Genomic DNA, 24,246 nt, shown 5'->3' with positions numbered 1-24,246 from the left:
ACCTCCGCGATGCTCAAACATACGCTGCAAAGGCTGCTGCTGGTCCTGCCGGTGATGCTCGGCGTGCTGCTGATCGGCTTCCTGCTGATGCAGGTCGTGCCGACCGATCCGGCCCAGGTCCGCGCCGGCCCGACCGCGACCCAGGATGTGGTCGAGGCGATCCGCCAGGAACTCGGGTTGAACCAGCCGCTCTGGAAGCAGTTCGCGATCTATATCGGGCGCCTGGCGCAGGGTGATCTCGGCGTCTCCATCATCAACAACGTCCCGGTGACGCAGGAACTCGGCAACACCATCGGCCCGACGCTGGAGCTGATGCTGGCTTCGCTGATCTGGGCGATCCCGCTCGGCATGTTCCTCGGCACGGTCGGCGCCTATTACCGGGGCTCGCTGATCGACCGGGCGATCATGGCTTTCTCGGTTGCCGGTGTCTCGCTGCCGGTCTTCTTCCTCGGCCTCGGGCTGATCTGGCTCTTCGGCTTCTATTACCCAATCCTGCCCTTCACCGGCCGCACCGGCCCGCTCTGGACCTGGGAGGGCATCCAGGGGATCATCCTGCCGGCGATCACGCTGGGCGGCGTCTTCGTCGGTCCGGTCGCGCGCATGACCCGCACCTCGGTGCTGGACGAGCTCGGCGCCGACCATGTCCGCACCGCCCGCGCCAAGGGTCTCGGCGAGGCCACGGTCGTGCTGCGCCACACCCTGCGCAACGCGCTGGTCCCGGTCGTCACGCTGATCGGTCTGCAGATCGGCTTTCTGCTCGGCGGCGCCGTCGTCACCGAGACCGTCTTCTCATGGCCGGGTATCGGCCGGCTCGCGGTCGGCGCCATCCTGTCGAGCGACCTGCCGATGGCGCAGGGCACGATCATCATGCTCTCGCTCGGCTTCATTCTGGTCAATCTCGCGGTGGACGTTCTCTATGCCGTACTCGATCCGCGCGTGAGGGGCACCTGATGAACTCCCCCATGAAGCTCGATCGCAACGCGCTCCAGCCCGGCGCCAAGACGGTCGAGGCGGCCGTCAGCGTCGCCGCCGCAACGCCCGTCCGCCGCAAGACCGTGCTCCGGATGCTGATTTCCGATGTCGGCTCCTGCATCGCGCTGGCGCTCGTGGTCCTCGCCATCCTCGGTGCAATCTTCGCTCCCTGGCTCGCACCGACCGACCCCTTCGGCAACGACCTCGCCAACACGCTGAAGCCGCCCGGCGAGATGGGCCTGCTCGGCACGGACGGGCAGGGCCGCAACATGATCACGCGCTTGCTCTACGGCTTGCGCACGACCTTGCTGATGGGCTTCGCCTCGGTTGTCTTCGGTTGCGCGATTGGCGGCATCATCGGCTTTGCCGCCGCCTACTATCCGAAACTGTCCGGCGTGCTGATGCGGTTCATGGACGTACTCTTGTCCTTTCCCGCGATCCTGTTCGGCCTCGCCATCGCCGCGATCTTCGGCCCTGGCCTGCTCGCGGTCATCATCGCGCTCTCGATCGCGACCGTCCCGCTGATGGCGCGCGTCGTGCGCGGCTCGGCGCTGGTCGTGCTGCAGCAGGGCTATATCGAGGCGGCGCGCTCGCTGGGCCTGAGCGACCTGCGCATCATCCTGCGCTATGTCCTGCCGAACTGCCTCTCGGCCATCTTCGTCTTCGTCACCTTGCGCTTCGGCCAGGTCATCCTGCTCGGCGCGGCGCTGTCGTTCCTGGGCCTCGGCGCCCAGCCGCCGACCGCCGAGCTCGGCGCCATGGCGGCGGACGGGCGCAACTTCCTGTTCTTCGCGCCCCATGTCTCGGTCCTGCCGAGCCTGGTGATCTTCGCGGTGGTGTTGGCCTTCAACGTGCTTGGCGACTCCCTGCGGGACGCCCTCGATCCCAAGCTGCGCAAATAGCGCCGTCATCAACCAAGAAGCGTCAAAAAGGGGACTTGCTCGATGCTGAAACTCTCAACTCTGCTTCTCGCCGGCGCCGCTGCCGCAAGTTTCGCGGCTCTGCCCGCGGTCGCCCAGCAGAAGGCGCCGCTCTCGATCCTGCGCGTCATCGATGCCGACAACTACGACCCGATCCGCACCACCGCGACCGCGGCGGCCGAGGTCATGTACATGCTGGCCGACACGCTGGTGACGGTCGATTTCGACATGAAGACGATCAAGCCAGGCCTCGCCGAGAGCTGGACGGTCTCGCCCGACGGCACGACCTACACCTTCAAGATCCGCAAGGACGTGAAGTTCTGCGACGGCCGGCCGATGACGATCGACGACGTCGTCTACTCGCTGAAGCGCTGGACCGACCCGGCCAACAAGTCGCCGGTGTCGTTCCGCGCCGGGCCGGTCAAGGACATCCGCGCCGATGGTGATTCCACGCTGATCTACGAGCTGAAGGAGCCCTATAGCGACCTGATGTTCCAGCTCGCTTTGTCCTTCGCCTCGGTGGTCGACAAGGCGACCGTCGAGAAGCTCGGGCCGAATTTCGGCGTCCAGGGCTTCAACGGCACCGGCCCCTATTGCTGGTCGAAATGGACCCCGCGCCAGGAGCTCGTGCTCAAGAAGAACCCGCATTATTCCTGGGGCCCGCCGATCTACAAGGACCCGAAGCCGCAGATCGACGAGATCGTCTGGAAGGTCATTCCCGAGTCGAATACGCTGATGGCTGCGATCCAGGCCAAGCAGGCCGACGTGACCTATTACATGCCCTATATCGCGCTCGATACGATGCAGCGCATCCCTGGCATGACGGTGCAGCGGCAGGAAAACTACATCTACGACGTCTTCATGGGCTTCAAGGTCGACAAGCCCGTGGCGAGCGACAAGGTCATCCGCCAGGCCGCGAACATGGCGACCAACAAGGAAGCGATCGCCAAGGCGATCTTCTTCGGCAAGGGCCAGACCCTGCCCTCGCTGCTCAACCCGGCGGTGGTCGACTACGACAAGTCCTCGGCCGACAAGATGCCGAAATACGACCCGGCCGGCGCGGCCAAGCTGCTCGACGAGGCCGGCTGGAAGCCGGGCGCCGACGGCATCCGCGAGAAGGATGGCCAGAAGGCCAGCTTCACGGTCTACGGCATCCGCAACGACTCGAATCCGCGGATCTCCGAGGCGATGCAGGCGGATCTGCGCAAGGTCGGCATCGACATGAAGATCCAGCTCTGGGACGCGACCGTCGCCTGGGGCAAGCTGGCGACGCAGGAGTTCGACGCCTTCCTGATGTCCTACCCCTATGTGACGGCGACGGAGGCGATGAGCCTCTATTTCCGCAGCCAGCAGGCGCCGACGCCCAACCGGATGAACTGGAAGAACCCCAAGACGGACGAACTGCTCAAGGCTGCCTCGATGGCGACCGATGCGGACAAGCGCAAGCAGGCCCTGGCCGAGGTCCAGACCCAGCTCACCGAGGCGAATGTCTGGGTGCCGCTGGTCTCGCAGCCGCTCTGGGTCGTCGCGACCGATCGGGTCGAAGGCGCGCGCGCCCACGGTCTCTACGGAGCCGGCCTCTACAAGGGGCTCGACCTCAAACTGAAGCGCTGAACTTCTTCGGCGCCGCGCGGCGAGAACCGCGCGGCGCTTTTTCTATGTCTGGCCGCTAGGGAGGAAATGTCATGACGATCACGGTCATCAAGAACGCCGAAGTCGTTGTCGCCTGGGATGCGGAAGCCTCCCGGCACGTTTATCTGCACAATGCCGATGTCGCCTTCGAGGACGGCACGCTGCGCTATGTCGGGCCGCGCTATGAAGGCCAGGCCGACGAGACCGTCGACGGCAGCGGGCGCATGGTCATGCCCGGCCTCGTCAACATCCATTCGCATCCCTCGAGCGAGGCGCTGAACAAGGGCTTCCTCGACGAGCTCGGCTCGCCCGCGCTCTACAATTCCTCGCTCTACGAATTCATGCCGATCCTGCGGCCCGATGCCGAGACGGTGCCGGATTGCGTGCAGGTCGCCTATTCCGAGCTGTTGCTCTCCGGCGTCACCACGCTCGCCGATCTCTCGGTCGCCCATCCCGGCTGGATCGATCTTGCGGCCAATAGCGGCCTGCGCGTCTGCGTCTCGCCGATGTTCCGTTCGGCGCGTTGGTACACCAAGAACGGCCATGTCGTTGAGTACGAGTGGGACGAGAAGGCTGGCGAGGCGGCCATGGAGACCGCCTTCGATGTCATCGAGCAGGCGCAGAAACACCCTTCAGGGCGCCTCTTCGGCATGGTCTGCCCGGCGCAGATCGACACCTGCAGCGAGGGCCTGATCAAGGACAGCCACGCCGAAGCCAAGCGCCGTGGCCTGCCCTGGCAGATCCACGCGGCCCAGTCGACGGTCGAGTTCCACGAGATCACCCGCCGCCATGGCGTGACGCCGATCCAGTGGCTGGAGAAGCTCGGCGTGCTCGGCAAGACCAGCATCGTCGGCCACGGCATCTTCCTCGACGATTACCCGCGCGTCGGCTGGCACAGCCGCCGCGATCTCTCGCTGCTGGCCGAGACCGACACGGTGGTCGCTCATTGCCCGACGGTGTTCATGCGCCGCGGCATCGCGCTCGACGATTTCGGGCGCTATCGCCGCGCCGGTATCCGCATCGGCATGGGTACCGACACCTATCCGCACAACATGCTCGAGGAGATGCGCCATGTCGGCTACGTCGCCCGCATGATGGCGGAGAACCCGCGCACGCTTACCACCACCGATATCTTCGAAGCCGCGACCACGGCGGGCGCCGCCGCGCTCGGCCGCGACGACATCGGCCGCCTCGAAGCGGGCTGCAAGGCCGACCTCGTCATGGTCGACCTCAAGCACCCGATGATGCAGCCGCGTCGCGACCCCGTGCGCAGCATGGTCTATGCCGCCGCCGAGCGCGCCGTCGACCGCGTCTATGTCGACGGCAAGCTGGTCGTCCGCGACGGCACCGTGCTGACCATGGACTATCCGGCTGCGGCCCTGCGCCTCCACGAAGGCCAGAAGCGGACGGAGGCGGCCGCGCCCGGCAACGACTGGATCAAGCGCCCGGTGACGGATTATTCGCCGCTGACCTTCCCGGTGAAGTGAACGGGAGCGGCCCCATTTTGCGCGGAAACACGGCGTCATCCCGGGCTTGACCCGGGATCCATGCCGGAGCGCTTCCGAACAAGGTTCAGGCATGGATCCCGGATCTCCGCTTCGCTGCGTCCGGGATGACCCGCGCTTGATGAGACGCAACATGCTGGCGCATCGCTGCATCGTGAGGCCCCTGCGTCACGCCGCCCGCTTTCGGACGGCGCGATCCCGCGATAGGTTGTGCCCATGTCGCAGGCAGACGAGACAACGCAGACGGAGGCCGGCTCGTCGAGCCGTCTTGGCCTCATGCTGATCGGCGGAGGCTTCTTCGCCCTGTTCCTCACCGGCCTGCTGCTCTGGTGGCGCGAAGGCGATCGGCTCTTCACCGACGGTCTGATCGCCGCCATCGTCGCATGCTTCTAGGCATCGGCCCGAAAAGTGGGAGCCGGTTTTCGGATCCGGCCGATGCATGGAAAAATCGCTGTCTAGCGGCTATCGCCGCCTGCCCGGGAAATTCTCCGTGAACCGCCGTCTCGTCCTGCCCCTCGTCGTCTTCCTGGTCGGGGCGCTCGCGCTCGCCGCAGCCGCGATCCTGACCTTCTCGCCCGGCCGCCAGGGCAGTGGCAGCGGCGTCGCCAGCGTCGGCGGCCCGTTCACGCTGACGACGCAGGAGGGCAAGCCGCTCTCCGATACCGACCTGAAGGGCTCGCCCTTCCTGGTCTTCTTCGGCTTCACCCATTGCCCGGACATCTGCCCGACCAAACTCTTCGAGATTTCCGAGGCTTTGCGCGCGGCCGGTGACGGCGCCAAGGCGAAGGGGCTCAAAGCGCTCTTCATCACGGTCGATCCCGAGCGCGATACGCCGGACGCGATGAAGAGCTATCTCGGCTCCTTCGACCCTCGTATCGTCGGCCTGAGCGGCGACCGGCCGGCGATCGACGCGGTGGTCAAGGCCTATCGCGCCTATGCCAAGAAGGTGCCGCTGAAGGATGGCGACTATACGATGGACCATACCGCCTTGGTCTATCTGATGGGCAAGGACGGCAAGTTCGTCGGCGCCTTCAATATCGAGCAGCCTCCTGCGCAGGCGGCCGCGGAATGGCTGCGTCACTCGTAGTCGGTTCGATCGGCGCGCGCTGGCGCGCCAGTCCATGCTCGGTCTTGTTCCAGACGAAGCGGCGATTGAAGTACTCGTAGAACGCCATCCAGGCGGCGACCGAGACCAGCGCGTAATAGAGCGGCAGCAGCGGCACGAGCAGCAGCAGGCCCGGTGAGCCCCGGCGCAGCGCGCCGACGATCGGCGGCACGAACAGCGCGACGCTGCCGAGCAGCCAGACGCCGAGCGCGATGATCGAGGTCAGGGTCGCGGCGGTGCCGACTGGTTCGAACAGCGATCCGTCCCAATAGGCGATCAAGGCGGCTATCGCGAAAGCAGGATAGCCCAGCGCCGTCGCGACGGTGCCGAAGACCAGCGACAGGAAGGCGAGTGTCGCCGCGACCCCGGCCTCGCGCACCAGCCGCAGGGGCGCGCGCGAATGCGTCACCAGCGTCTGGATATAGCCCTTGATCCAGCGCGAGCGCTGCTTGAGCCAGGCAGGGATAGAGATCGGCGCCTCCTCGCGAGTGTTGGAGGGCAGGTCGCCGATGCGATAGCCGGCGCGCACCAGCCGGAAGCCGAGATCGGCATCCTCGGTCACGTTCCAGGCATCCCAGCCGCCGACCGCACGTAGCGCTTCCGTGCGGAAATGGTTGGAGGTTCCGCCCAGCATGATCGGTAGCTGGAACTGCAGCAGGCCGGGGTTGAGCACCTCGAACAACCCGGCATATTCGAGCGCGAACAGGCCGGGCAGCACGCCCTCCTCGGCATGGTCGATCACCAGTCGCGCCTGCAGGCAGCCGAGTTCCTTCGGGCCGCCGAGGAAGCGCGCTGCCGCCATGCGCAATTGCTGCGGATCGGGAATGTCCTCGGCGTCGTAGATCGTGAAGAGCGCCCCGCGCGCTTCGAGCAGGGCGAGGTTGAGCGCACGCGGCTTGGTGCGCGGAAAGCCGGGTGGAACGACGGTCACGCAGAAATGCGGCGGCAGTGCCATCTGCGCCAGCGCGCCGCTCATGGCGGTGTCGTCGGCTTCGATCAGCAGGCGGATGTCGAGCTTGGCTGCGGGATAGTCGAGCGCACTGAGCGCATCCGTCAATTGCCGGAGCACGGCAAGCTCGCGATAGAGCGGCACTGCGACCGTGTAGACGGGCAGGCGGGCATCGTCGATCCGCCAGCGATGGCTGCGCCAGAGATCGGGCGCCGTGCGCTCGAGCGAGGCCGCAAGCCGCAGCAGGATCAGGCCGAGGAAGAGCGGGCCGAGCAGCAGCGCGAGCCCGAAGAAGGTTTCGAGCGGGGCGAAGACGCCGCCGATCGCGGCAGCGGAGATGCCGCAGCCGGCGGCGATCCCCTGGCCGCGGCTGGCGCCGGTCCGGGCGCTGTCGCGGGCGAGGCCGGCGGGATCGAGCCCGGCCGCGTGCTCGGCCAATAGCTCGGCATTGCTGCGGCGCAGGGCGTCGCCGAAATCGCGTGGCGTCGTCACCGCGATGTCGTCTCGGTCGCGCGGCCCGGCCTCGAGCATCCGCCTGAGCGACGGCCCCTCGGGCGCGAGAATGAAGCGGAAGCGGGCGGCTCCGTCGGTCGGCGCGATGCCCTGGCGCAGGATGGCGTCGTGCCCACCGCCGGGCTTGAGCGGCGGAGGCTGCGCCAGGAAGGCGAGCCCCATCTCGGCGGCCAGCGCCCGGTAGAAGCCGCTCTCGTCGATCAAGCCCTGCGCGATCGTTTCGCGGGCCGGTTCGGTGTGGTTCCGCCGGGCTTTCTCCGCGACATCCGTGAGACGCGAGGGCGGCAGGCCATGCCGCGTCAGGAAGGCGAGTTCGATCGGCAGGCCTGCGGAGGCAGGCCCAGACACATCCGGACTGTCGTCGTTACCGCTGCCCCCCACTGGCCCCGGTCCCGCTCCACGCAACGATGCCCGGTGCGGAGGCACCGGGCGCAACCGATGGTTGCTGTTGACGCTACGGAAGTCGAGGGGCCGCGCCTAGAACTTTGGGCGGGGCCTTCAGGCGTCAGCGCGCCGCCAGAATCTCCGCGACCTGCGGGATGTCCTTGTCGCCGCGGCCGGAGAGATTGACCACCATCAGGTGATCCTGCGGCTTCTGCGGGGCGAGATCGGCGACGCGGGCGAGCGCATGCGCGCTCTCCAGCGCTGGAATAATACCTTCCAACCTTGAGATGAGCTGGAACGCCTCCAGCGCCTCTTCGTCGGTGGCCGAGAGATACGTCGCCCGGCCGATATCGTGCAGCCAGGAATGCTCCGGGCCGATGCCGGGATAGTCGAGTCCGGCCGAGATCGAATGGGCGTCCTTGATCTGCCCGTCATCGTCCATCAGCAGGAAGGTGCGGTTGCCGTGCAGCACGCCGGGGCGCCCGCCGGTGAGCGAGGCCGCATGCAGTCCGCTCGGGATGCCGTGGCCGGCCGCCTCGACGCCGTAGATCTCGACGGAGGAGTCGTCGAGGAAGGGGTGGAACAGCCCCATCGCATTCGAACCGCCGCCGATGCAGGCAATCAGCGAATCGGGAAGACGGCCTTCGGCCTCTTGCATCTGCTCGCGGGTCTCCTTGCCGATGATCGACTGGAAGTCGCGCACCATCGCCGGATAGGGATGGGGGCCTGCGACCGTGCCGATGCAGTAGAAGGTCGTCGCGACATTGGTGACCCAGTCGCGCAGCGCCTCGTTCATCGCGTCCTTCAGCGTCTTGGTGCCGGATTCGACCGGCACAACGGTGGCGCCGAGCATCTGCATCCGGAACACGTTGGGCGCCTGCCGGGCGACGTCGACCGCGCCCATGTAGACGATGCATTCCAGCCCGTAGCGGGCGCAGAGCGTCGCGGTGGCGACGCCGTGCTGGCCGGCGCCGGTCTCGGCGATGATGCGCTTCTTGCCCATGCGCCGCGCCAGCAGAATCTGGCCGAGCACGTTGTTCACCTTGTGGGAGCCGGTATGGTTCAGCTCCTCGCGCTTCAGGTAGATCTTGGCGCCACCGAAATGGTCCGTCAGGCGCTCGGCGAGATAGAGCGGCGAGGGCCGGCCGACATAGTGCTTCAGCCCGCTGGTCATCTCGGCGTGATAGGCCGGGTCGGCCTTGGCGGCCTTGTAGGCCTCTTCCAGCTCGAGGATCAGCGGCATCAGCGTCTCGGCGACGAAGCGGCCGCCGAACAGGCCGAAGCGGCCGTTCTCGTCGGGGCCGTTGCGATAGCTGTTCGGGGTCGAGGGGGCGTTCATGCCGTCAAACCTTCTTGCACTGGCATCGGACCGAAAAGTGGATCGCACTTTTCGGGAGAATCCGATGCAACGACCAAATTATGGATCACCGTTGTCGCGTCCGCTAGGACGCACGGCGATCCAGCGCCGCGGCCTTGCGGGCCGATGCGATGAATTTCGCGATCCGGTCGGGATCCTTGATCCCCGGCGCGCTTTCGACGCCCGAGGAGACATCGACGCCCGCCGGCCTGGTGATGCGAACCGCCTCGGCGACATTCGCCGGATCGAGCCCGCCCGATAGCATGAAGCGCTGCGAGGGGTCGAGGCTGGCAAGAAGCGCCCAGTCGAACGGTTTGCCATGCCCGCCGGGAAAGGCCGCGTCCTTCGGCGGCTTGGCGTCGAGCAGGATGAGATCGGCGGCATCGCGATAGCCCGCGACGGCCCTGAGGTCTTCCGCCGTCGCGATGCCGAGCGCCTTCATCACCGGCCGGTCGACGGCGCGGCGCAGCGCGGCGGTCTGTTCCGGGGTCTCGCGGCCATGGAACTGGAACCAGTCGGGCTTCAGCACTTCCGCGAGCTCCGCCGCCTGCGGCTCGCTCCAGTCGACGACGAGCGCGACGATCTCCGTCTTGCCGCGGGCGATCGCCGCCAATTCCCTGGCGCGCTCCAGCGTGACGTAGCGTGGGCTTTTCGGGTGGAAATTCAACCCGATCATGTCCGCGCCGGCCGCGAGCGCGGCCTCCAGCGTCTCGGGCGTCGAGAGGCCGCAGATCTTGATCAGGAAGGGCGAACCAGTGGACATGGCCCGGCGTTTAGCACGGTCTGTTCGCGGGCGCATGCCGTACTTGCGACATGATGACGAAGGAAGCCATGTTCGGACAGGGCGAAGAGGGGGGCGGGTTGATCCGGCTGGACATGGGCAGGCGCGGGCTGACGATGATGGCGGGCCTGCTCGCTATCACCGGACTTGTCGTGGCCGTGTTCTACTATGTCGGCCAGCCGCGGACCCTGCGCCTTGCGGTCGGGCCGCTCGGCTCCGAGGATGCCCGGATGGCGGCGGCTTTCGTGCAGGGCCTCAACCGCGACAAGGCTTCCATCCGCCTGCGCCTCGTCCTGACCGAGGGTTCCGAGGACAGCGCCAGGAAGATCGATGCGGGCCAGGCCGATCTCGCCATGCTGCGCGCCGACATCGCGATGCCCTCGACCGCCGACACGGTGCTGATCACCCGCCGGACCTTTCCGTTCTTCATCACCAGAGCCGAGACCGCGATCGGCCGCATTGCCGAGTTGCGTGGCCGCAAGATCGGAGTCGGGCGCAATCCGGCCGGCAATGCCGCGCTGTTGAAGCGGGTGCTGGCGCAATACGAGGTCAGGCCGGAAGAGGTCGAGATCGTCAAGCTCAGCCAGGAGGAGATTGTGCCGGCGGCGAAGGAGAAGCGCATCGATGTCTTCTTCTCGATCAATGCAGTGGGCTCGCACACCAATAATGACGCCTTGCGCCGCCTGCGCGAGGCCTGGGGCAACGACCCCGTCCTGATCCCCGTCCGCGAGGCCGATGCGCTCGCCTTGCGCTACCGGGCGATCGAAGCCGGCGAGATCGTGCGCGGCGCATTGGGCGGCGATCCGCCGCGTCCGGCCGAGAGCCTCCAGACGATATCGATCACGTCGCGCCTCGTCGCGGCGCAGAGCCTCGACGACAATCTCGTCGGCGAACTCACCAAGGACATCCTGGGCCTGCGCCTGACGCTGGCCTCGGAACTCCCTGCCGTGCAGGCGCTGGAGACGCCCTCGACCGACAAGGACGCGCCGTTGCCGGTCCATTCGGGCGCCGCCGCCTATATCGACGGGGAGCAGGAGAGCTTCTTCGACCGCTATGGCGACTGGTTCTATATCGGCGCCATGGCCCTCTCGGCTTTGGGCACGGGCGGTGCCGCGCTGCTCGGCCGCGAGAGCGCCAACCGGCGTCGGCGCGCCATGTCGGGTCTCGACGAGTTGCTGGCATTGCTCGCCTTGATCCGTGCCTGCGAAGACGAGGAGGAGCTGATGCGGCTCGGCCGCGAGGCTGACCAGATTCTCACCCGCGTGCTCGCCGACTATGCCAAGGGTGATCTCGACACGGCGGCGCTCGCCGCCTACCGCCTTGCCATCGATCAGGTCGGCCGGGCAGTCGCCGAACGCCAGCGGGCGTTGGCGGAAGACTGAGGCGCATTTACTTTTCGGCAGGCTCGGCGGTTGCCGAAAAGCCCGTCAGCGTTTATGTGCAGCGCAACGAATTCCAGATTCACGTGAAACAGGCTGCGCCGGCAGGGCTTCGAACCTGGCCGGCTCGTGGCCTTGAAAGCAAGGCCCAGACCCGCATGTCCATGCGCAACATCGCCATCATCGCGCACGTCGACCATGGCAAGACGACCCTCGTCGACAAGCTGCTGCAGCAGTCCGGCACGTACCGCGACAACCAGCGCGTCATCGAGCGCGTCATGGATTCCAACGATCTCGAGAAGGAGCGCGGCATCACCATCCTGGCCAAGGCGACCTCGGTCGTCTGGAAGGATACGCGCATCAACATCGTCGACACTCCCGGCCACGCCGATTTTGGCGGCGAGGTCGAGCGCATCCTGAACATGGTCGACTCGGCCATCGTGCTGGTCGACGCCGCCGAGGGCCCGATGCCGCAGACCAAGTTCGTGGTCTCCAAGGCGCTGAAGCTCGGCCTCAAGCCGATCGTGGCGATCAACAAGGTCGACAAGCCCGACGCCCGCACCACCGAAGTCATCAACGAGGTCTTCGACCTCTTCGCCGCGCTTGACGCGACCGACGAGCAGCTCGACTTCCCGATCCTCTACGGTTCGGGCAAGCAGGGTTGGATGGCCCACTCGCCGGAAGGCCCGCAGGATAACGGCCTCGCCCCGATGTACGACCTCATCCTCTCGCATGTGCCGGAGCCCAAGGTCGAGGAAGGCCCGTTCCGCATGATCGGGACGCTGCTTGAGGCCAACCCCTATCTCGGCCGCATCATCACCGGCCGCGTCACCTCGGGCACGGCGAAGCCGAACCAGACCGTGAAGGTGCTCTCGGGCGACGGCTCGACCGTCGAGACCGGCCGCATCTCGAAGATCCTCGCCTTCCGTGGCCTCGAGCGCCAGCCGATCGAGGAGGCCGTCGCCGGCGATATCGTCTCGATCGCTGGCCTGGTGAAGGGCTCCGTCGCCGACACCTTCTGCGACCCCTCCGTCACCGAGCCGATCGAAGCCCAGCCGATCGACCCGCCGACGGTGTCGATGACCTTCATGGTCAACGATTCCCCGCTCGCCGGCACCGAGGGCGACAAGGTCACCACCCGCGTCATCCGCGACCGCCTGTTCAAGGAGGCCGAGGGCAATGTCGCGCTGAAGATCGAGGAAGCCTCCGACAAGGACAGCTACATCGTCTCCGGCCGTGGCGAACTCCAGCTCGCCATCCTGATCGAGACGATGCGCCGCGAGGGCTTCGAGCTCGGCGTGTCGCGTCCGCGCGTCGTGCTGAAGCGTGACGATTCGGGTCAGCTCCTGGAGCCGATCGAAGAGGTCATCATCGACGTCGACGAGGAGCATTCCGGCGTCGTCGTGCAGAAGATGTCCGAGCGCAAGGCCGACATGCTGGAGATGCGCCCCTCCGGCGGCAACCGCCTGCGCCTGATGTTCCACGCTCCGACCCGCGGCCTCATCGGCTATCAGGGCGAACTGCTCACCGACACGCGCGGCACCGCGATCATGAACCGCCTGTTCCACGATTACCTGCCCTACAAGGGCGAGATCGGCGGACGCCGCAACGGCGTGCTGATCGCGATGGAGACCGGCGAGGCCGTGGCCTACGCGCTGTGGAACCTCGAGGACCGCGGCCCGATGATGATCGAGCCGGGCTGGAAGGTCTATCAGGGCATGATCGTCGGCGAGCACACCCGCGAGAACGATCTCGAGGTGAACGTGCTCAAGGGCAAGAAGCTCACCAACATCCGCACGACGTCGAAGGACGAGGCCGTTCGCCTGACGCCGCCGATCCGGATGACGCTGGAGCGTTCGCTGGCCTGGATCGACGATGACGAGCTCGTCGAGGTCACGCCGAAGTCGATCCGCCTGCGCAAGGGCATCCTCGATCCGAACGAGCGCAAGCGCTCGCAGAAGCAGAAGGCCGAAGTGGCCTGAGGAGCTGGGCCGCCGATCTGGCGGCCCTTTTCATTTCGACCTGGATCAGTGGCTCATCAGGAGCGGGAGCGGGGTCGACTTCAGCAGCGACTGCGTGACGCCGCCGAGCAGCCACTCGCGCAGCCGCGAGTGCTTGTAGGCGCCGCAGGCGATGAGGTCCGCCCGGAAATCGATTGCCGCCTGCCGTATCGTCTCGGCCACGTCGTTCCCGCCGGACACGGCGACGTTGCGCACGGTGACGGAGGCGCCATGCCGCGACAGATGCGGCGCCAATTCGGCGCCGGCGACGAAGCGCGACAGATCCTTCTCGCCGGTGACGGAGAGGATCTCGACCTCGGCTCCCGGCAGGAACGGCCTGAGCTCGGCGACGGTCCGGGCGGCGCTGGCACTGCCGTCCCAGGCGATCAGGATGCGCTTGGCCGCGAAGGTCTCGCAGCCCGGCGGGACGATGATCACCGGCCGGGCGCTGTCGAACAGCGCGGCCTCGATGAGGCCGCGGTCACGTTCGGCGGCATTCTTCTCCAGGTCGAGCACGCTGAGGTCGTGGACGCGGGCATGGGCAACCAGATGGCTGTCGAGCTCAGCATAGACCAGCCGGGGCGTCTCGATCGTGCTGGTGACGCCGGCCAGGCCGGCGCTGGTCCGCGCCAGTTCCGCGAAGCGCTCCGCCAGCACGCCGATGCGGCGGTTCTCGGCGTGGACGAAGGCGACGCCGAAATCTCCGATGAGCGAGGCGGGGACGGCATATAGCATCGCAGCCGCCTGGATCGTCAGATGCGCGCCCGTCTCCTGCGCGAGCGAGAGGGCATAGGCGAGTGCGGATTCGCGTTCGCCCTGACCTTCCTCGGTGTAGGCGGTGAAGATGCTCTTGATCAACGGGGCCATGGATATCTCCGGTTGCTGCATGGAACTCGGTACACGTTCGCCAAATCGTCGTGATCGCGCCTTGCGCTGGGTCAATTGTCCTCATGGTAGTCGTTTCCTGGGCCTCTGCTCTGCGCCCGGTGCAGTGCGCGGATGACGAAGGCCGAGCTTGTCGGTCCTTGCCGGCTCTGATCCTGTGTGCGGCTTCCGGAGGAGGATCACCACCATGCAATTCCGCAATCTCGGCCGCTCGGGCCTGCGCGTCTCGCTCGTCGGGCTGGGCTGCAACAATTTCGGCGGCCGCATCGACCTCGACGCGACGCGCAAGGTCGTCGATGCCGCGATCGAGCATGGCATCACCCTGTTCGACACCGCCGATATCTATGGCGAGCGCGGCGGCTCCGAGACGGCGCTGGGCGAGGTGCTGGGCGCGCGCCGCAAGCAGATCGTGCTCGCCAGCAAATTCGGCATGGATATGGATGCCGAGGGCGTGAAGAAGGGCGGTTCGCGCCGCTACATCATGAACGCTGTCGAGGATTCGCTGCGGCGCCTCAAGACCGACTGGCTCGATCTCTACCAGCTCCACCGGCCCGATCCGCTGACCCCGATCGAGGAGACCCTGCGCGCCATGGACGATCTCGTCCGCCAGGGCAAGGTCCGCTATATCGGCTGCTCCAACGTCGTCGCCTGGCAGGTCGCCGATGCCCAGTGGACGGCGCGCGATCTCGGCATTCCCGGCTTCGCCTCGGCGCAGGATGAGTACAGCCTGCTGAAGCGCGGCGCCGAAAAGGATCTGATCCCCGCCATCGCCCATTACGGCATGGGGCTGCTGCCCTATTTCCCGCTCGCCAACGGCGCCCTCACCGGCAAGTACAAGCGCGGCGCGGCGATGCCGGAGGGCGCGCGCCTGACCAAGCTGCCCCAGCGCGCCGACGAGATATTCAGCGCGGATAACTGGCGCCGCATCGAGGGCCTGACGGCCTTCGCCGAGCAGCGCGGCCATACACTGGTCGAGCTCGCCTTTTCCTGGCTGGCGGCTCAGCCCGTGGTCTCCAGCGTGATTGCCGGCGCGACCAGGCCGGAGCAGGTCGCGGCCAACGTCAAGGCGGCCGACTGGGCGCTGAGCGCGGAAGACCTCGCCGAGATCGACAAGATCACCGCCTGAGGTCGTTGAGTTTCCTCGGAAACACACCGTCATCCCGGGCTTGACCCGGGATTCATCGAAGGGCTCCGGAGCTTTACGATGGATCCCGGATCGGCGCTGTTGCGCAGCTTGTCCGGGATGACGTCCCACATCTGATGGAAATCAGCGTGCTCCGATCCGGCAGCTCACAGGAAGGTCGCGATCTCCTCCAGCGGCTTCTTGCCGATGGCGGGCACGAGGCAACCCTCCTTGGGATAGCCGACGACGAGCAGGATCAAGGCCTTCTCGTTGTCGGGCCGCCCGCAGAGCTCGTTGAGGAAATTCATCGGGGCCGGCGTATGCGTCAGCGTCGCAAGCCCCGCATCATGCAGCGCCGCGATCAGGAAGCCGGTGGCGATGCCCACCGACTCGGGCACGTAATAGTGCTTGATCCTGTTGCCCTCGGCATCGACGCCCCAGCGCTGCGCGAAGATCGCGATCAGCCAGGGGGCGGTTTCCAGGAATGGCTTCTGGTCGTCCGTGCCGAGATGGGCGAGCGCATCCAGCCATTCCTCGCCGGCGCGGCCGGCATAGAAGGCGCGCTCCTCTTCTTCCGCGCCCTCGCGGATCAGTGTCTTGTGCCGGGGGTCGGAAATGCAGACGAAGCTCCAGGGCTGCTGGTTGGCGCCGGAAGGTGCGGTGCCGGCGACGCGCACGGCCGTCTCGATCAATTCACGCGGCACCGGCCTGTCCGAGAAGTCGCGCACCGTGCGGCGCTTGCGCATGCGGGCGAGGAAGGCGTCGGCCCGCCCCTGCATCTCTGCTTCCGGAACACCCTCGAACGCGAGGGGCATGGTGACATAGGGACTCACGGGCGCTTCGCTCCTGACGCAATTTGGTCAGCTTGCTGCGAATCGCCGGCCGGATGCAATGGACCCGTTGCGCCGGCCCGCCTATGGTCCGCGCCATGAGCGAGAAAGCCACCACCGCCCCCGCCCTGAAACCCGGCGACCATCTTTTCCTGGTCGACGGTTCGAACTTCATTTTCCGGGCCTATTTCCAGTCGATCAACCAGGACCGGAAGTACAATGCCCGTTCGGACGGACTGCCGTCGGGCGCCGTCCGGCTCTTCGCGACGAAGCTCTTCCAGTTCGTGCGCGAGGGCGTTCTCGGCGTCCGGCCGACCCATCTCGCCATCGTCTTCGACAAGTCGGAGAACTCGTTCCGCAAGGCGATCTATCCCGCCTACAAGGGCAACCGCTCCGAGCCGCCGCCCGATCTCATTCCCCAGTTCCCGCTGATGCGCGAGGCCGTGCGGGCCTTCGGCCTGATTCCGGTCGAGCAGGATGTCTATGAGGCCGACGACCTGATCGCGACCTATGCGAAACAGGCCCGCGAGGCTGGCGCCGACGTCCTGATCGTCTCCGCCGACAAGGACCTGATGCAGCTCGTCAAGCCGGGCGTCGCCATGTACGACCCGGCCTCCGGCGATCAGAAGAAGGGCGCCGGCTTCCGCGCCGAGCGCCGCATCGGCGAGCCCGAGGTGGTCGAGTATTTCGGCGTCATGCCCGACAAGGTCACCGATGTGCAGGCGCTCGCTGGCGATGCCACCGACAACGTCCCGGGCGCGCCCGGCATCGGCATCAAGACGGCGGCCCAGCTCATCGGCGAATACGGCGATCTCGAAACCCTGCTGGCGCGCGCCGGCGAGATCAAGCAGCCGAAGCGCCGCGAGACCCTGACCAATCCCGAGGTGATCGAGAAGGTCCGCATCTCCCACAAGCTCGTCAGCCTCGTCGACGATGTGAAGGTCGAGACGCCGCTGGAGAATCTGACGCTGGAGCAGCCGGACCCGGCGAAGCTCATCGCCTTCCTCAAGGCGATGGAGTTCACCACCATCACCAAGCGCGTCGCCGAGGCCTATGAGGCGGATGTCGGCGCCGTCGATGCCGACCCGGCGCTGGCGCCGGGCGGCGCTCGCGCGGCCGAGCTCAAGGCACTCTATGCCGGTGCCGATGCCGCCGGGGATGCGGCCATGGGCATCGCAGCTGCCGCCTCTCCGGCGCCTGCCGCCGCAGCCTCAGGCACTCCGGCTGGTGAAGACGGCTGGCTGAAGCCGGCCGACCTCGCCACATCCCGCAAGAACGAAGCGATCGCCGGCAAGATCGATCGCTCCAAATACGAATGCGTGCGCACGCTCGCCGATCTCGAACGCTGGATCGGCTGGGCCTATGAGGTCGGCCATGTCGCGCTCGACACCGAGACCACCTCGCTCGACGCGATGCAGGCCGATCTCGTCGGCATCTCGCTGGCGGTCGCGCCGGGCCGCGCCTGCTATATCCCGCTCCAGCATCGCGCCGGCGATGGCGGGCTCTTCGACGAGGGATTACTGGCCGACCAGATTCCGCTGGCGCAGGCCGTCGCCGCTCTGAAGCCGCTGCTCGCCGATCCCGGCGTGCTCAAGATCGGCCAGAACCTGAAATACGACCTGCTCATCCTGGAGCGTCATGGCCTCAGCGTGTCCCCGATCGAGGACACCATGCTGATCTCCTATGCGCTCGATGCCGGCAACAACACGCACGGCATGGACAAGCTCGCCGAGCTGCATCTCGGCCACGAGACGATTCCCTATGCGCAGGTCGCCGGCACCGGCAAGAACCAGGTCACCTTCGACAAGGTACCGCTCGACCGCGCAACCGACTACGCTGCCGAGGATGCGGACGTCACGCTCCGGCTCTGGCTCGCGCTGAAGCCCCGCCTTGCGGCCGAGAAGAAGACGGCGGTCTACGAGGTGCTGGAGCGGCCTATGGTCGAGGTGCTCGCCAAGATGGAGCGCCGCGGCATCGCCATCGACCGGCAGATCCTCTCCCGGCTCTCCGGCGATTTCGCGCAAGGGCTCGCCCGGCTGGAGGACGAGATCTACGAGCTGGCCGGCGAGAAATTCACGATCGGCAGCCCCAAGCAGCTCGGCGACATCCTGTTCGGCAAGATGGGGCTGGAAGGCGCCAAGAAGACCGCGACCGGCCAATGGGCGACGGGGGCGGGCGTGCTCGAAGAGCTCGCCGAGCAGGGCCATGCGCTGCCGTCCAAGATTCTGGAATGGCGCCAGCTCGCCAAGCTGAAATCGACCTATACCGACTCGCTGCCTGGCTATGTGAATCCGCAGACCAACCGGGTCCACACCTCCTACGCGCTGGCCGCGACCACGACGGGTCGGCTCTCCTCCTCCGAGCCGAACCTCCAGAACATCCCGATCCGCACCGAGGCTGGCCGCAAGATCCGCACCGCCTTCGTGCCGGAAAAGGGCTTCAAGCTGGTCTCGGCCGACTACAGCCAGATCGAGCTGCGCCTGCTCGCCCATATCGCCGAGATCCCGCAGCTCCGGCAGGCCTTCGCCGATGGCATCGACATCCACGCGATGACGGCCTCCGAGATGTTCGGCGTGCCGGTTCAGGGCATGCCGAGCGAGGTGCGCCGCCGCGCCAAGGCGATCAATTTCGGCATCATCTACGGCATCTCCGCCTTCGGCCTCGCCAACCAGCTCGGCATCGGCCGCGAGGAGGCGAGCGCCTATATCCGCAAGTATTTCGAGCGCTTCCCCGGCATCCGCGACTACATGGATCAGACCAAGACCCATGTCCGCGCCCACGCCCAGGTCACCACGATCTTCGGCCGCGTCTGCCATTTCCCGGCGGTGGCCTCGAAGAACCCGTCCGAGCGCGCCTTCGTCGAGCGCCAGGCGATCAACGCCCCGATCCAGGGCTCGGCCGCCGACATCATCCGCCGGGCGATGACCCGCATGGACGATGCCCTCGCCGCCAACCGGCTGGGTGCCCGCATGCTCTTGCAGGTCCATGACGAACTCGTCTTCGAGGTGCCGGACGCGGAGGTCGAGAAGACCTTGCCGATCATCGAGAAGGTGATGGTGGAGGCGCCGCATCCAGCCGTGCAGCTCCGGGTACCGCTCGCGGTCGAAGCCCGCGCCGCCGATAACTGGGACGAGGCGCACTGACGGCCGGGCTGCACGACTCCTGCAAGCCCTCATCCTGAGGAGCGAGCCAAAGGCTCGCGTCTCGAAGGATGCTCCAGCGATCACCAGAGCCTCCTGAAGCATCCTTCGAGACGCCGCTGGCGCGGCTCCTCAGGATGAGGGCTCACGGGGATGCTGAGCAGCCGGAACCCGGCCGATCCTTCCGGCGTTGACCCCTCCGACGCGCCAGGGGGGCGCGGTTTGCGCGTTGGAATCGGGGACATGCTCAGCTCATCGGCCTGGCGGCCGTTTCCGCGCTATAGGGCGGAACCGGAACCGGAAGAGGACAACGTGGAGGTCACGGCCCATGAGCATGACCTCATCGTGCGCTATGCCATCGTCGGCATCTTCGTCATCCTGGCGACGGCCTCGCTGGCGCTGACCAAGGTCATCGCCATGCCGATCATGGCGGGCATCATCTTTGGGCTGGTGCTCGGCCCGCTCGTCGACCTGCTGGCGCGACACCGGGTTCCACAGCATGCGGCGGCGGCTCTGGTCGTGCTGTTCTTCATCGGCCTGCTGCTGGGAGCCATCGCCATCCTTGCTGTGCCGGTCGCCGGCTGGAGCGATCAGGCCCCGGCCATGATGGGGGCGCTCAGGACCAAGCTCGCGGGCGTCTTCGCCTTCATGGACGAGTTCAAGCGCGGCATCGCCTCGATCACCGGCAAGGGCGCCGAGCTCAGCGTCTCCCAGGGCAATCCGCTCTTCGATATCGCCATGACTTCGTCGACGGCGGCCGGCGGCATGATGATCTTCGTCGCGACGATTTATTTCTGGCTGGCAACCCGCCGCCATCTCAAGGCGCGGGTGCTCCGGCTCTGCCTCGGCCGGGGCGCGCGCCGCTCGGCCGGCTCGTTCTTCGAGGAGATCGAGGCCCGCGTTGCCCGCTATTTCGCGCTGGTGACCACGATCAATCTCGGCATGGGCGTCCTCACCATGGCGATCGCCTGGCTCGCCGGGCTGCCCTTTCCGGTGTTCTGGGGGGCTCTGGCCTTCCTGCTCAACTATCTCGCCTTCATCGGCCCGATCGTCGTCGCGATCCTGCTCCTGGCCGGCGCCTTGCTGGATGCCCCCTCCATCCTCGCGGCGCTCTGGCCGGCGACGGCCTATTACGTCCTGCACCTGATCGAGGGCAACGCGGTCACGCCCGTCTTCGTCGGCAACCGTCTGACGATCTCGCCCTTCCTCGTTTTCGTCGCCTTCATTTTCTGGCTCTGGCTCTGGGGACCGGTCGGCGCTGTTCTCTCGACGCCGATCGTCATCGTCGCCATGGTCGCGCAGGAGGAATTCGCGCGCTATCGCCGCGAGAAGGCGAAGGCGGATGCCGAGGAGGCCGGCGAGGCGAAGGCCGCCTGAAGGCTGGGTTCGGAACAGAAGCCACGCCGATGCGTTCCCGTGACAAGGCGGAAGCCCTTGCGGCAACCGCTTCTCCCCGCCACCATCGAAATTCCCACCAGCGACAGGACGACACCGCCATGGCCACCACGACATCCGCGAAACGTCAGGCTGCCGCCGCCGCCAAACGTGCGAAGGCCGATGTCGAGGCCGGCACTGATGATGTCGCCGCCGAGACGCGCCAGGCCGGAGCCCGCGCCAAGCGTCAGGCGAGCGCGCTGGAGGACACGCTGACCCGCAGCGCCGAGGACATCGCCGCCACCGTCAACGAGCGCCTGCGCGCCGTCGGCGTCGACACTGACAAGATGGTCGACGTCGCCAAGGAACAGGCGTCCGAATTGCAGCGGCTGATCGAGGACGAGATCCGCGAGCGGCCGTTGCGTGCGCTCGGCGTGGCAGCCGCGATCGGCCTGTTCGTCGGCTTCCTGTCGGCGCGCTGACCATGTTCGGGGGGATCGGTTCCTTCATCGCCTCGGAGGTGTCCGGGGTGGTGAGGCGCAATATCACCGTCTACGGCCTGTTCGGCCTCGCCGTCCTGCTCATGCTCTGCGCCGGCGGCTATGCGCTGAATGCCCTGCATACCGTGCTGGAGCAGCGCTATGGCGCGGTCGCCGCGAGCCTTTGGGTCGCAGGCGGCCTGTTTCTGGCCGGGCTGTTCGCCATCTGCATCGCGCTCATCGTCAAGGGCCGCCGCCGGCCGCCGCGCCCGGCCGCGACCGCGGCTCTCGCAGCCGCGCCGCTTGCGGCGAAGCTCATCGGCTCTCGCCTGAGCTGGCGCATGGCGGTCGCCGGCGGCATCGTCGTGCTTGGTGCGATTCTGGGCCGCCAGATCGTCGCGGGTGGTGATGATGATGCGGAAGCTTGATTCCGCGCCAAGCGGCGGCGTGGACGCAGCATGTCTTTTTACATAGGGATGTCGGCATGCGTCCCTTAACAAGACCTGCATGTCTGCTCGGGTGAGGCCTCGCAACCGCTTTCCGATGCCGGTTTTTCCGGTCATCGGCGCGCGCCTTCGCTCGGCGACGACCACGATCATCGCGATCGGGGTGGTTGCGGTGGCGGTCGTGTTGGCCGCCTGGATCAACTGGCAGGCGCGGCAGACGGCGGATCGCGTCTCGCATGCGATCGAGATTCGCGAGCGGGCCGAGCGCTTCCTCGGCCGCATGCGCGATGCCGAGACCGGGCAGCGCGGCTTCCTGCTGACCGGAGAGGCTGCGTATCTTGACCCCTTCACCGAGGGAAGGGCCGCGGCCGGTCCGGAACTCGACATCCTGGCGGGGCTGGTCGATGCCGACCCCACCCAGAAGGAGCGCGTCGCGGCATTGCGCGCGGACATGGCGGTCAAGTTCACGGAGCTCGACCGCACGATCTCGTTGGAGCGGGCCGGTCGCCGGGCGGAGGCGTTGACGCTGGTCCGCAGCGAAAGCGGCATCGCCGCCATGGACCGGCTGCGCGATACCGTCCAGGCGATCCAGCAGAGCGAGAATATCCGCCTGAGGTCGCTCTATAGCCGGGAGGAGCGTCGTCGCCTCTGGGGCAGCACGGGCATCGTCGTCGCGCTCGCCGGGCTCGCCTTCGCCGCCTGGCAGCAATTGCGCCGCCGCCAGCGCCGCAGCACCGCGCTCGCGATCAGCAATGCCGAGCTGGAGCGCATCGTCAGCGAGCGCACGCGGCAGCTCGAAAGCGAGCGTCTGCGCATCGAGGCCCTGCTGCGCGACGTCAATCACCGCGTCGGCAACAATCTCGCCATGGTCTCGGCGCTGCTCAACGTGCAGAGCCGGCAGACGCGCGAGCCCGCGGTCAAGGCGGCGCTGGCGCAGGCGCAGTCGCGCATCCAGGCGATCGCGGCCGGCCAGCGGCGCCTGCGCCTCGACATCGAGACGGACGAGATCGATGCGCGGCCCTATATGGAAGACCTGCTCGCCGAGATCGGAAAATCGGCGGAAGGCCGGCCGATCCGGATCGATCTCGACATGAAATCGATCCGCCTGCCCGGCCGCGATGCGGTGTCCTTCGTCGTCATCGTCAACGAGCTCGTGACCAACGCCATCAAACATGCCTTTCCCGAGGGCATGTCGGGGCGGATCGTCATCCGTTTCGCGCCGACGGAGCAGGAAGGGGAACCGGCTCTCGCGCTGTCGATCGAGGATGACGGCGTCGGCATGCCCCAGGAAACGGCGAGCAAGGGCCTTGGTCAGACGGTGATCGCCAGCCTGCTGCGCAGCATGCGGGCGACGATGACCTCGGAGCCGGCTCACCCGGAACGGGCCGAGCGTCCGGGCACGCAGGTGACGATCGTTTTTCCGAAGCGGGAAGCTCTTCCGGCTCAGGCCTGACGCCGGATATCAGGCTCGTACAGCCTTCAGGGCCCGTGCGCCCACGGCGCTTTTCACGAAGGCTGCGATCTCGCGCGTGGAGAACGGCTTGCGCAGGAAGCGGACGTCGCGCAGCGTCGCCGGCACTTCATGTGGCGCCGATCCCGAGACGAAGGCGAAGGGCGTACCGGTCTCCTGGAGGGCGCTCGCGATATCGAAGGTCTTGCCGTCGACGACGTCGATGTCGAGCAGGGCACAGGCGAGCTGCTTGGCGGTCATCCGCCGCGCTTCGGCCACGGATTCGACCACGATCAGCTCGACGCTATCGCCAAGCTGCTCGGCCACGGCGCTTTCGATGTCCATCGCGATGAACGGATCGTCCTCGACGATGAGTACGCGGATATCAGCCATCAACCGGCTCTCTCGCTCACTGCAATCTCTGTTACGTGGTCTCAACGTGACAGGATTGGCGATGTTCCTGCTCCGGCGCCCCAGCATGGCGGAAAGCTTGGAATTTGAGTCGATTTTGAGCGGTCAAGGTTAGCAAAGAGTAATCTCGCCACCAATTCGCCGGGTCAGCGCCGCCGGCCCGGTTCGACGAGAGTCAATTCGAGCGCGGTGACGCCGATCGCGACATTGATGCCCCGATTGCCCTGGAGCGGCAGCGGCAGCAGGGTCGCTTCATTGTCCTTGCCGCCGGACAGCGCGTTGCCGGGGGCGGAGGGAGCGCTCGCGCTGCCGCTCTTGTAGGACCCGCTCAGGGCGCCAAGTGGGGCCCGCGCATAGGGACCGTACACGCGCCAGACCATGGTCGCGGTCCGGACCGAGCCGAGATCCAGGCTGAAGCTGCGGACGATCCCCGTATAATGCTGCATCGGCCCGCGGCGCGGCCTGAAGCGGCACTCGGTCGGGCGCTGCGACTTGGCGATGGCGGTGAAATTGGTGCCGACGGTGCAGGACAGGCGCCCCGTCGGCGGCCCGAGATTCTGCGCCGCGGCAGGCTCATGCATTCCTAGGACGCCGGCGAGGGCAAGGGCGGT

The 24,246-nt window shown here is 66.9% G+C and carries 21 protein-coding genes; 14 read left to right on the top strand and 7 right to left on the bottom strand.

The genetic code is table 11. From position 1 onward, the window contains the following. The first annotated feature begins 9 nt into the window (after positions 1-9). The 6 genes from ACODTJ_RS11895 (at position 10) to ACODTJ_RS11870 (ending at position 6,116) form a co-directional block, all read left to right on the top strand. Positions 10-951 carry an ABC transporter permease gene (locus tag ACODTJ_RS11895; RefSeq protein ID WP_454654173.1) on the top strand — a complete coding sequence of 314 codons (942 nt, stop codon included), beginning with the start codon at positions 10-12 and terminating at the stop codon, positions 949-951. Then, a complete protein-coding gene (locus ACODTJ_RS11890; protein ID WP_454654171.1) occupies positions 951-1,874 on the top strand; it encodes an ABC transporter permease in 924 nt (307 codons plus the stop codon). The genes ACODTJ_RS11895 and ACODTJ_RS11890 overlap by 1 nt, the downstream gene beginning before the upstream one ends. 42 nt (positions 1,875-1,916) lie before the next feature. Next, positions 1,917-3,506 carry an ABC transporter substrate-binding protein gene (locus ACODTJ_RS11885; RefSeq protein ID WP_454654169.1) on the top strand — a complete coding sequence of 530 codons (1,590 nt, stop codon included), beginning with the start codon at positions 1,917-1,919 and terminating at the stop codon, positions 3,504-3,506. A 71-nt stretch (positions 3,507-3,577) separates the two neighbouring features. Then, positions 3,578-5,011, top strand: a complete 1,434-nt coding sequence (locus ACODTJ_RS11880; RefSeq protein ID WP_454654167.1) for an amidohydrolase family protein — start codon at positions 3,578-3,580, stop codon at positions 5,009-5,011. Positions 5,012-5,245: 234 nt separating this feature from the next. After that, positions 5,246-5,422, top strand: a complete 177-nt coding sequence (locus tag ACODTJ_RS11875; protein ID WP_156367053.1) for a hypothetical protein — start codon at positions 5,246-5,248, stop codon at positions 5,420-5,422. A gap of 46 nt (positions 5,423-5,468) precedes the next feature. After that, positions 5,469-6,116, top strand: coding sequence for an SCO family protein (locus ACODTJ_RS11870; protein ID WP_454654165.1), 648 nt, complete (start codon positions 5,469-5,471; stop codon positions 6,114-6,116). On the opposite strand, the gene ACODTJ_RS11865 is transcribed toward ACODTJ_RS11870, so the two are convergent. From ACODTJ_RS11865 to ACODTJ_RS11855, 3 genes are all read right to left on the bottom strand, one after another. Further along, positions 6,061-7,944: a glycosyltransferase family 2 protein gene (locus ACODTJ_RS11865; RefSeq protein ID WP_454654163.1), complete on the bottom strand. Its 1,884-nt coding sequence runs from the start codon at positions 7,942-7,944 to the stop codon at positions 6,061-6,063. The two genes, ACODTJ_RS11870 and ACODTJ_RS11865, sit on opposite strands and share 56 nt — an antisense overlap. Positions 7,945-8,101: 157 nt before the next feature. Continuing rightward, complete coding sequence (gene trpB, locus ACODTJ_RS11860; RefSeq protein ID WP_454654162.1) at positions 8,102-9,319, bottom strand: tryptophan synthase subunit beta; 1,218 nt, start codon at positions 9,317-9,319, stop codon at positions 8,102-8,104. A gap of 103 nt (positions 9,320-9,422) precedes the next feature. Beyond that, positions 9,423-10,100: a phosphoribosylanthranilate isomerase gene (locus tag ACODTJ_RS11855; protein ID WP_454654160.1), complete on the bottom strand. Its 678-nt coding sequence runs from the start codon at positions 10,098-10,100 to the stop codon at positions 9,423-9,425. A 68-nt stretch (positions 10,101-10,168) separates the two neighbouring features. On the opposite strand from ACODTJ_RS11855, the gene ACODTJ_RS11850 reads away from it, so the two are divergent. Then, positions 10,169-11,500, top strand: coding sequence for a TAXI family TRAP transporter solute-binding subunit (locus tag ACODTJ_RS11850; protein ID WP_454654159.1), 1,332 nt, complete (start codon positions 10,169-10,171; stop codon positions 11,498-11,500). 155 nt (positions 11,501-11,655) lie between these two features. Further along, positions 11,656-13,479: a translational GTPase TypA gene (gene typA / locus ACODTJ_RS11845; protein WP_454654157.1), complete on the top strand. Its 1,824-nt coding sequence runs from the start codon at positions 11,656-11,658 to the stop codon at positions 13,477-13,479. A gap of 45 nt (positions 13,480-13,524) precedes the next feature. Here the strand turns inward: typA and ACODTJ_RS11840 are convergent, their stop codons facing one another. After that, positions 13,525-14,364, bottom strand: a complete 840-nt coding sequence (locus ACODTJ_RS11840; RefSeq protein ID WP_454654155.1) for a universal stress protein — start codon at positions 14,362-14,364, stop codon at positions 13,525-13,527. 205 nt (positions 14,365-14,569) lie between these two features. Here ACODTJ_RS11840 and ACODTJ_RS11835 point away from each other — a divergent pair, with 205 nt between their 5' ends. Then, on the top strand, positions 14,570-15,508 hold the full coding sequence (locus ACODTJ_RS11835; protein WP_336811570.1) for an aldo/keto reductase: 939 nt from the start codon (positions 14,570-14,572) through the stop codon (positions 15,506-15,508). Positions 15,509-15,672: 164 nt separating this feature from the next. Here ACODTJ_RS11835 and ACODTJ_RS11830 read toward each other — a convergent pair whose 3' ends face one another. Beyond that, a complete protein-coding gene (locus ACODTJ_RS11830; RefSeq protein WP_454654152.1) occupies positions 15,673-16,338 on the bottom strand; it encodes a nitroreductase family protein in 666 nt (221 codons plus the stop codon). A gap of 95 nt (positions 16,339-16,433) precedes the next feature. On the opposite strand from ACODTJ_RS11830, the gene polA reads away from it, so the two are divergent. The 5 genes from polA to ACODTJ_RS11805 all read left to right on the top strand — a co-directional run bounded on the left by polA (position 16,434) and on the right by ACODTJ_RS11805 (position 23,227). Beyond that, positions 16,434-19,478, top strand: coding sequence for a DNA polymerase I (gene polA / locus ACODTJ_RS11825; protein ID WP_454654150.1), 3,045 nt, complete (start codon positions 16,434-16,436; stop codon positions 19,476-19,478). 240 nt (positions 19,479-19,718) lie between these two features. Beyond that, positions 19,719-20,852, top strand: coding sequence for an AI-2E family transporter (locus ACODTJ_RS11820; protein WP_454654149.1), 1,134 nt, complete (start codon positions 19,719-19,721; stop codon positions 20,850-20,852). A 119-nt stretch (positions 20,853-20,971) separates the two neighbouring features. Then, complete coding sequence (locus ACODTJ_RS11815) at positions 20,972-21,331, top strand: glycine zipper domain-containing protein (protein ID WP_454654147.1); 360 nt, start codon at positions 20,972-20,974, stop codon at positions 21,329-21,331. A gap of 2 nt (positions 21,332-21,333) precedes the next feature. Then, positions 21,334-21,756, top strand: a complete 423-nt coding sequence (locus tag ACODTJ_RS11810) for a hypothetical protein (protein ID WP_454654145.1) — start codon at positions 21,334-21,336, stop codon at positions 21,754-21,756. A gap of 115 nt (positions 21,757-21,871) precedes the next feature. Then, complete coding sequence (locus ACODTJ_RS11805; protein WP_454654143.1) at positions 21,872-23,227, top strand: sensor histidine kinase; 1,356 nt, start codon at positions 21,872-21,874, stop codon at positions 23,225-23,227. A gap of 9 nt (positions 23,228-23,236) precedes the next feature. Here the strand turns inward: ACODTJ_RS11805 and ACODTJ_RS11800 are convergent, their stop codons facing one another. Then, positions 23,237-23,617: a response regulator gene (locus tag ACODTJ_RS11800; RefSeq protein WP_454654141.1), complete on the bottom strand. Its 381-nt coding sequence runs from the start codon at positions 23,615-23,617 to the stop codon at positions 23,237-23,239. Between the two features lie 164 nt (positions 23,618-23,781). Further along, positions 23,782-24,216, bottom strand: a complete 435-nt coding sequence (locus ACODTJ_RS11795) for a DUF992 domain-containing protein (protein WP_454654139.1) — start codon at positions 24,214-24,216, stop codon at positions 23,782-23,784. Positions 24,217-24,246: the final 30 nt, after the last annotated feature.

This window comes from Allobosea sp. FG18, from assembly GCF_057809495.1.
This window is presented reverse-complemented; position numbering and strand designations above follow the sequence as displayed.

Bases quoted from the DNA above. Each gene is read 5' to 3' on its own strand.
- ACODTJ_RS11895 (WP_454654173.1), top strand. From the start codon at position 10: ATGCTCAAACATACGCTGCAAAGGCTGCTGCTGGTCCTGCCGGTGATG.
- ACODTJ_RS11890 (WP_454654171.1), top strand. From the start codon at position 951: ATGAACTCCCCCATGAAGCTCGATCGCAACGCGCTCCAGCCCGGCGCC.
- ACODTJ_RS11885 (WP_454654169.1), top strand. From the start codon at position 1,917: ATGCTGAAACTCTCAACTCTGCTTCTCGCCGGCGCCGCTGCCGCAAGT.
- ACODTJ_RS11880 (WP_454654167.1), top strand. From the start codon at position 3,578: ATGACGATCACGGTCATCAAGAACGCCGAAGTCGTTGTCGCCTGGGAT.
- ACODTJ_RS11875 (WP_156367053.1), top strand. From the start codon at position 5,246: ATGTCGCAGGCAGACGAGACAACGCAGACGGAGGCCGGCTCGTCGAGC.
- ACODTJ_RS11870 (WP_454654165.1), top strand. From the start codon at position 5,469: ATGGAAAAATCGCTGTCTAGCGGCTATCGCCGCCTGCCCGGGAAATTC.
- trpB (WP_454654162.1), bottom strand. From the start codon at position 9,319: ATGAACGCCCCCTCGACCCCGAACAGCTATCGCAACGGCCCCGACGAG.
- ACODTJ_RS11855 (WP_454654160.1), bottom strand. From the start codon at position 10,100: ATGTCCACTGGTTCGCCCTTCCTGATCAAGATCTGCGGCCTCTCGACG.
- ACODTJ_RS11850 (WP_454654159.1), top strand. From the start codon at position 10,169: ATGTTCGGACAGGGCGAAGAGGGGGGCGGGTTGATCCGGCTGGACATG.
- typA (WP_454654157.1), top strand. From the start codon at position 11,656: ATGTCCATGCGCAACATCGCCATCATCGCGCACGTCGACCATGGCAAG.
- ACODTJ_RS11840 (WP_454654155.1), bottom strand. From the start codon at position 14,364: ATGGCCCCGTTGATCAAGAGCATCTTCACCGCCTACACCGAGGAAGGT.
- ACODTJ_RS11835 (WP_336811570.1), top strand. From the start codon at position 14,570: ATGCAATTCCGCAATCTCGGCCGCTCGGGCCTGCGCGTCTCGCTCGTC.
- polA (WP_454654150.1), top strand. From the start codon at position 16,434: ATGAGCGAGAAAGCCACCACCGCCCCCGCCCTGAAACCCGGCGACCAT.
- ACODTJ_RS11820 (WP_454654149.1), top strand. From the start codon at position 19,719: ATGCTCAGCTCATCGGCCTGGCGGCCGTTTCCGCGCTATAGGGCGGAA.
- ACODTJ_RS11815 (WP_454654147.1), top strand. From the start codon at position 20,972: ATGGCCACCACGACATCCGCGAAACGTCAGGCTGCCGCCGCCGCCAAA.
- ACODTJ_RS11810 (WP_454654145.1), top strand. From the start codon at position 21,334: ATGTTCGGGGGGATCGGTTCCTTCATCGCCTCGGAGGTGTCCGGGGTG.
- ACODTJ_RS11805 (WP_454654143.1), top strand. From the start codon at position 21,872: ATGCCGGTTTTTCCGGTCATCGGCGCGCGCCTTCGCTCGGCGACGACC.
- ACODTJ_RS11800 (WP_454654141.1), bottom strand. From the start codon at position 23,617: ATGGCTGATATCCGCGTACTCATCGTCGAGGACGATCCGTTCATCGCG.
- ACODTJ_RS11795 (WP_454654139.1), bottom strand. From the start codon at position 24,216: ATGCATGAGCCTGCCGCGGCGCAGAATCTCGGGCCGCCGACGGGGCGC.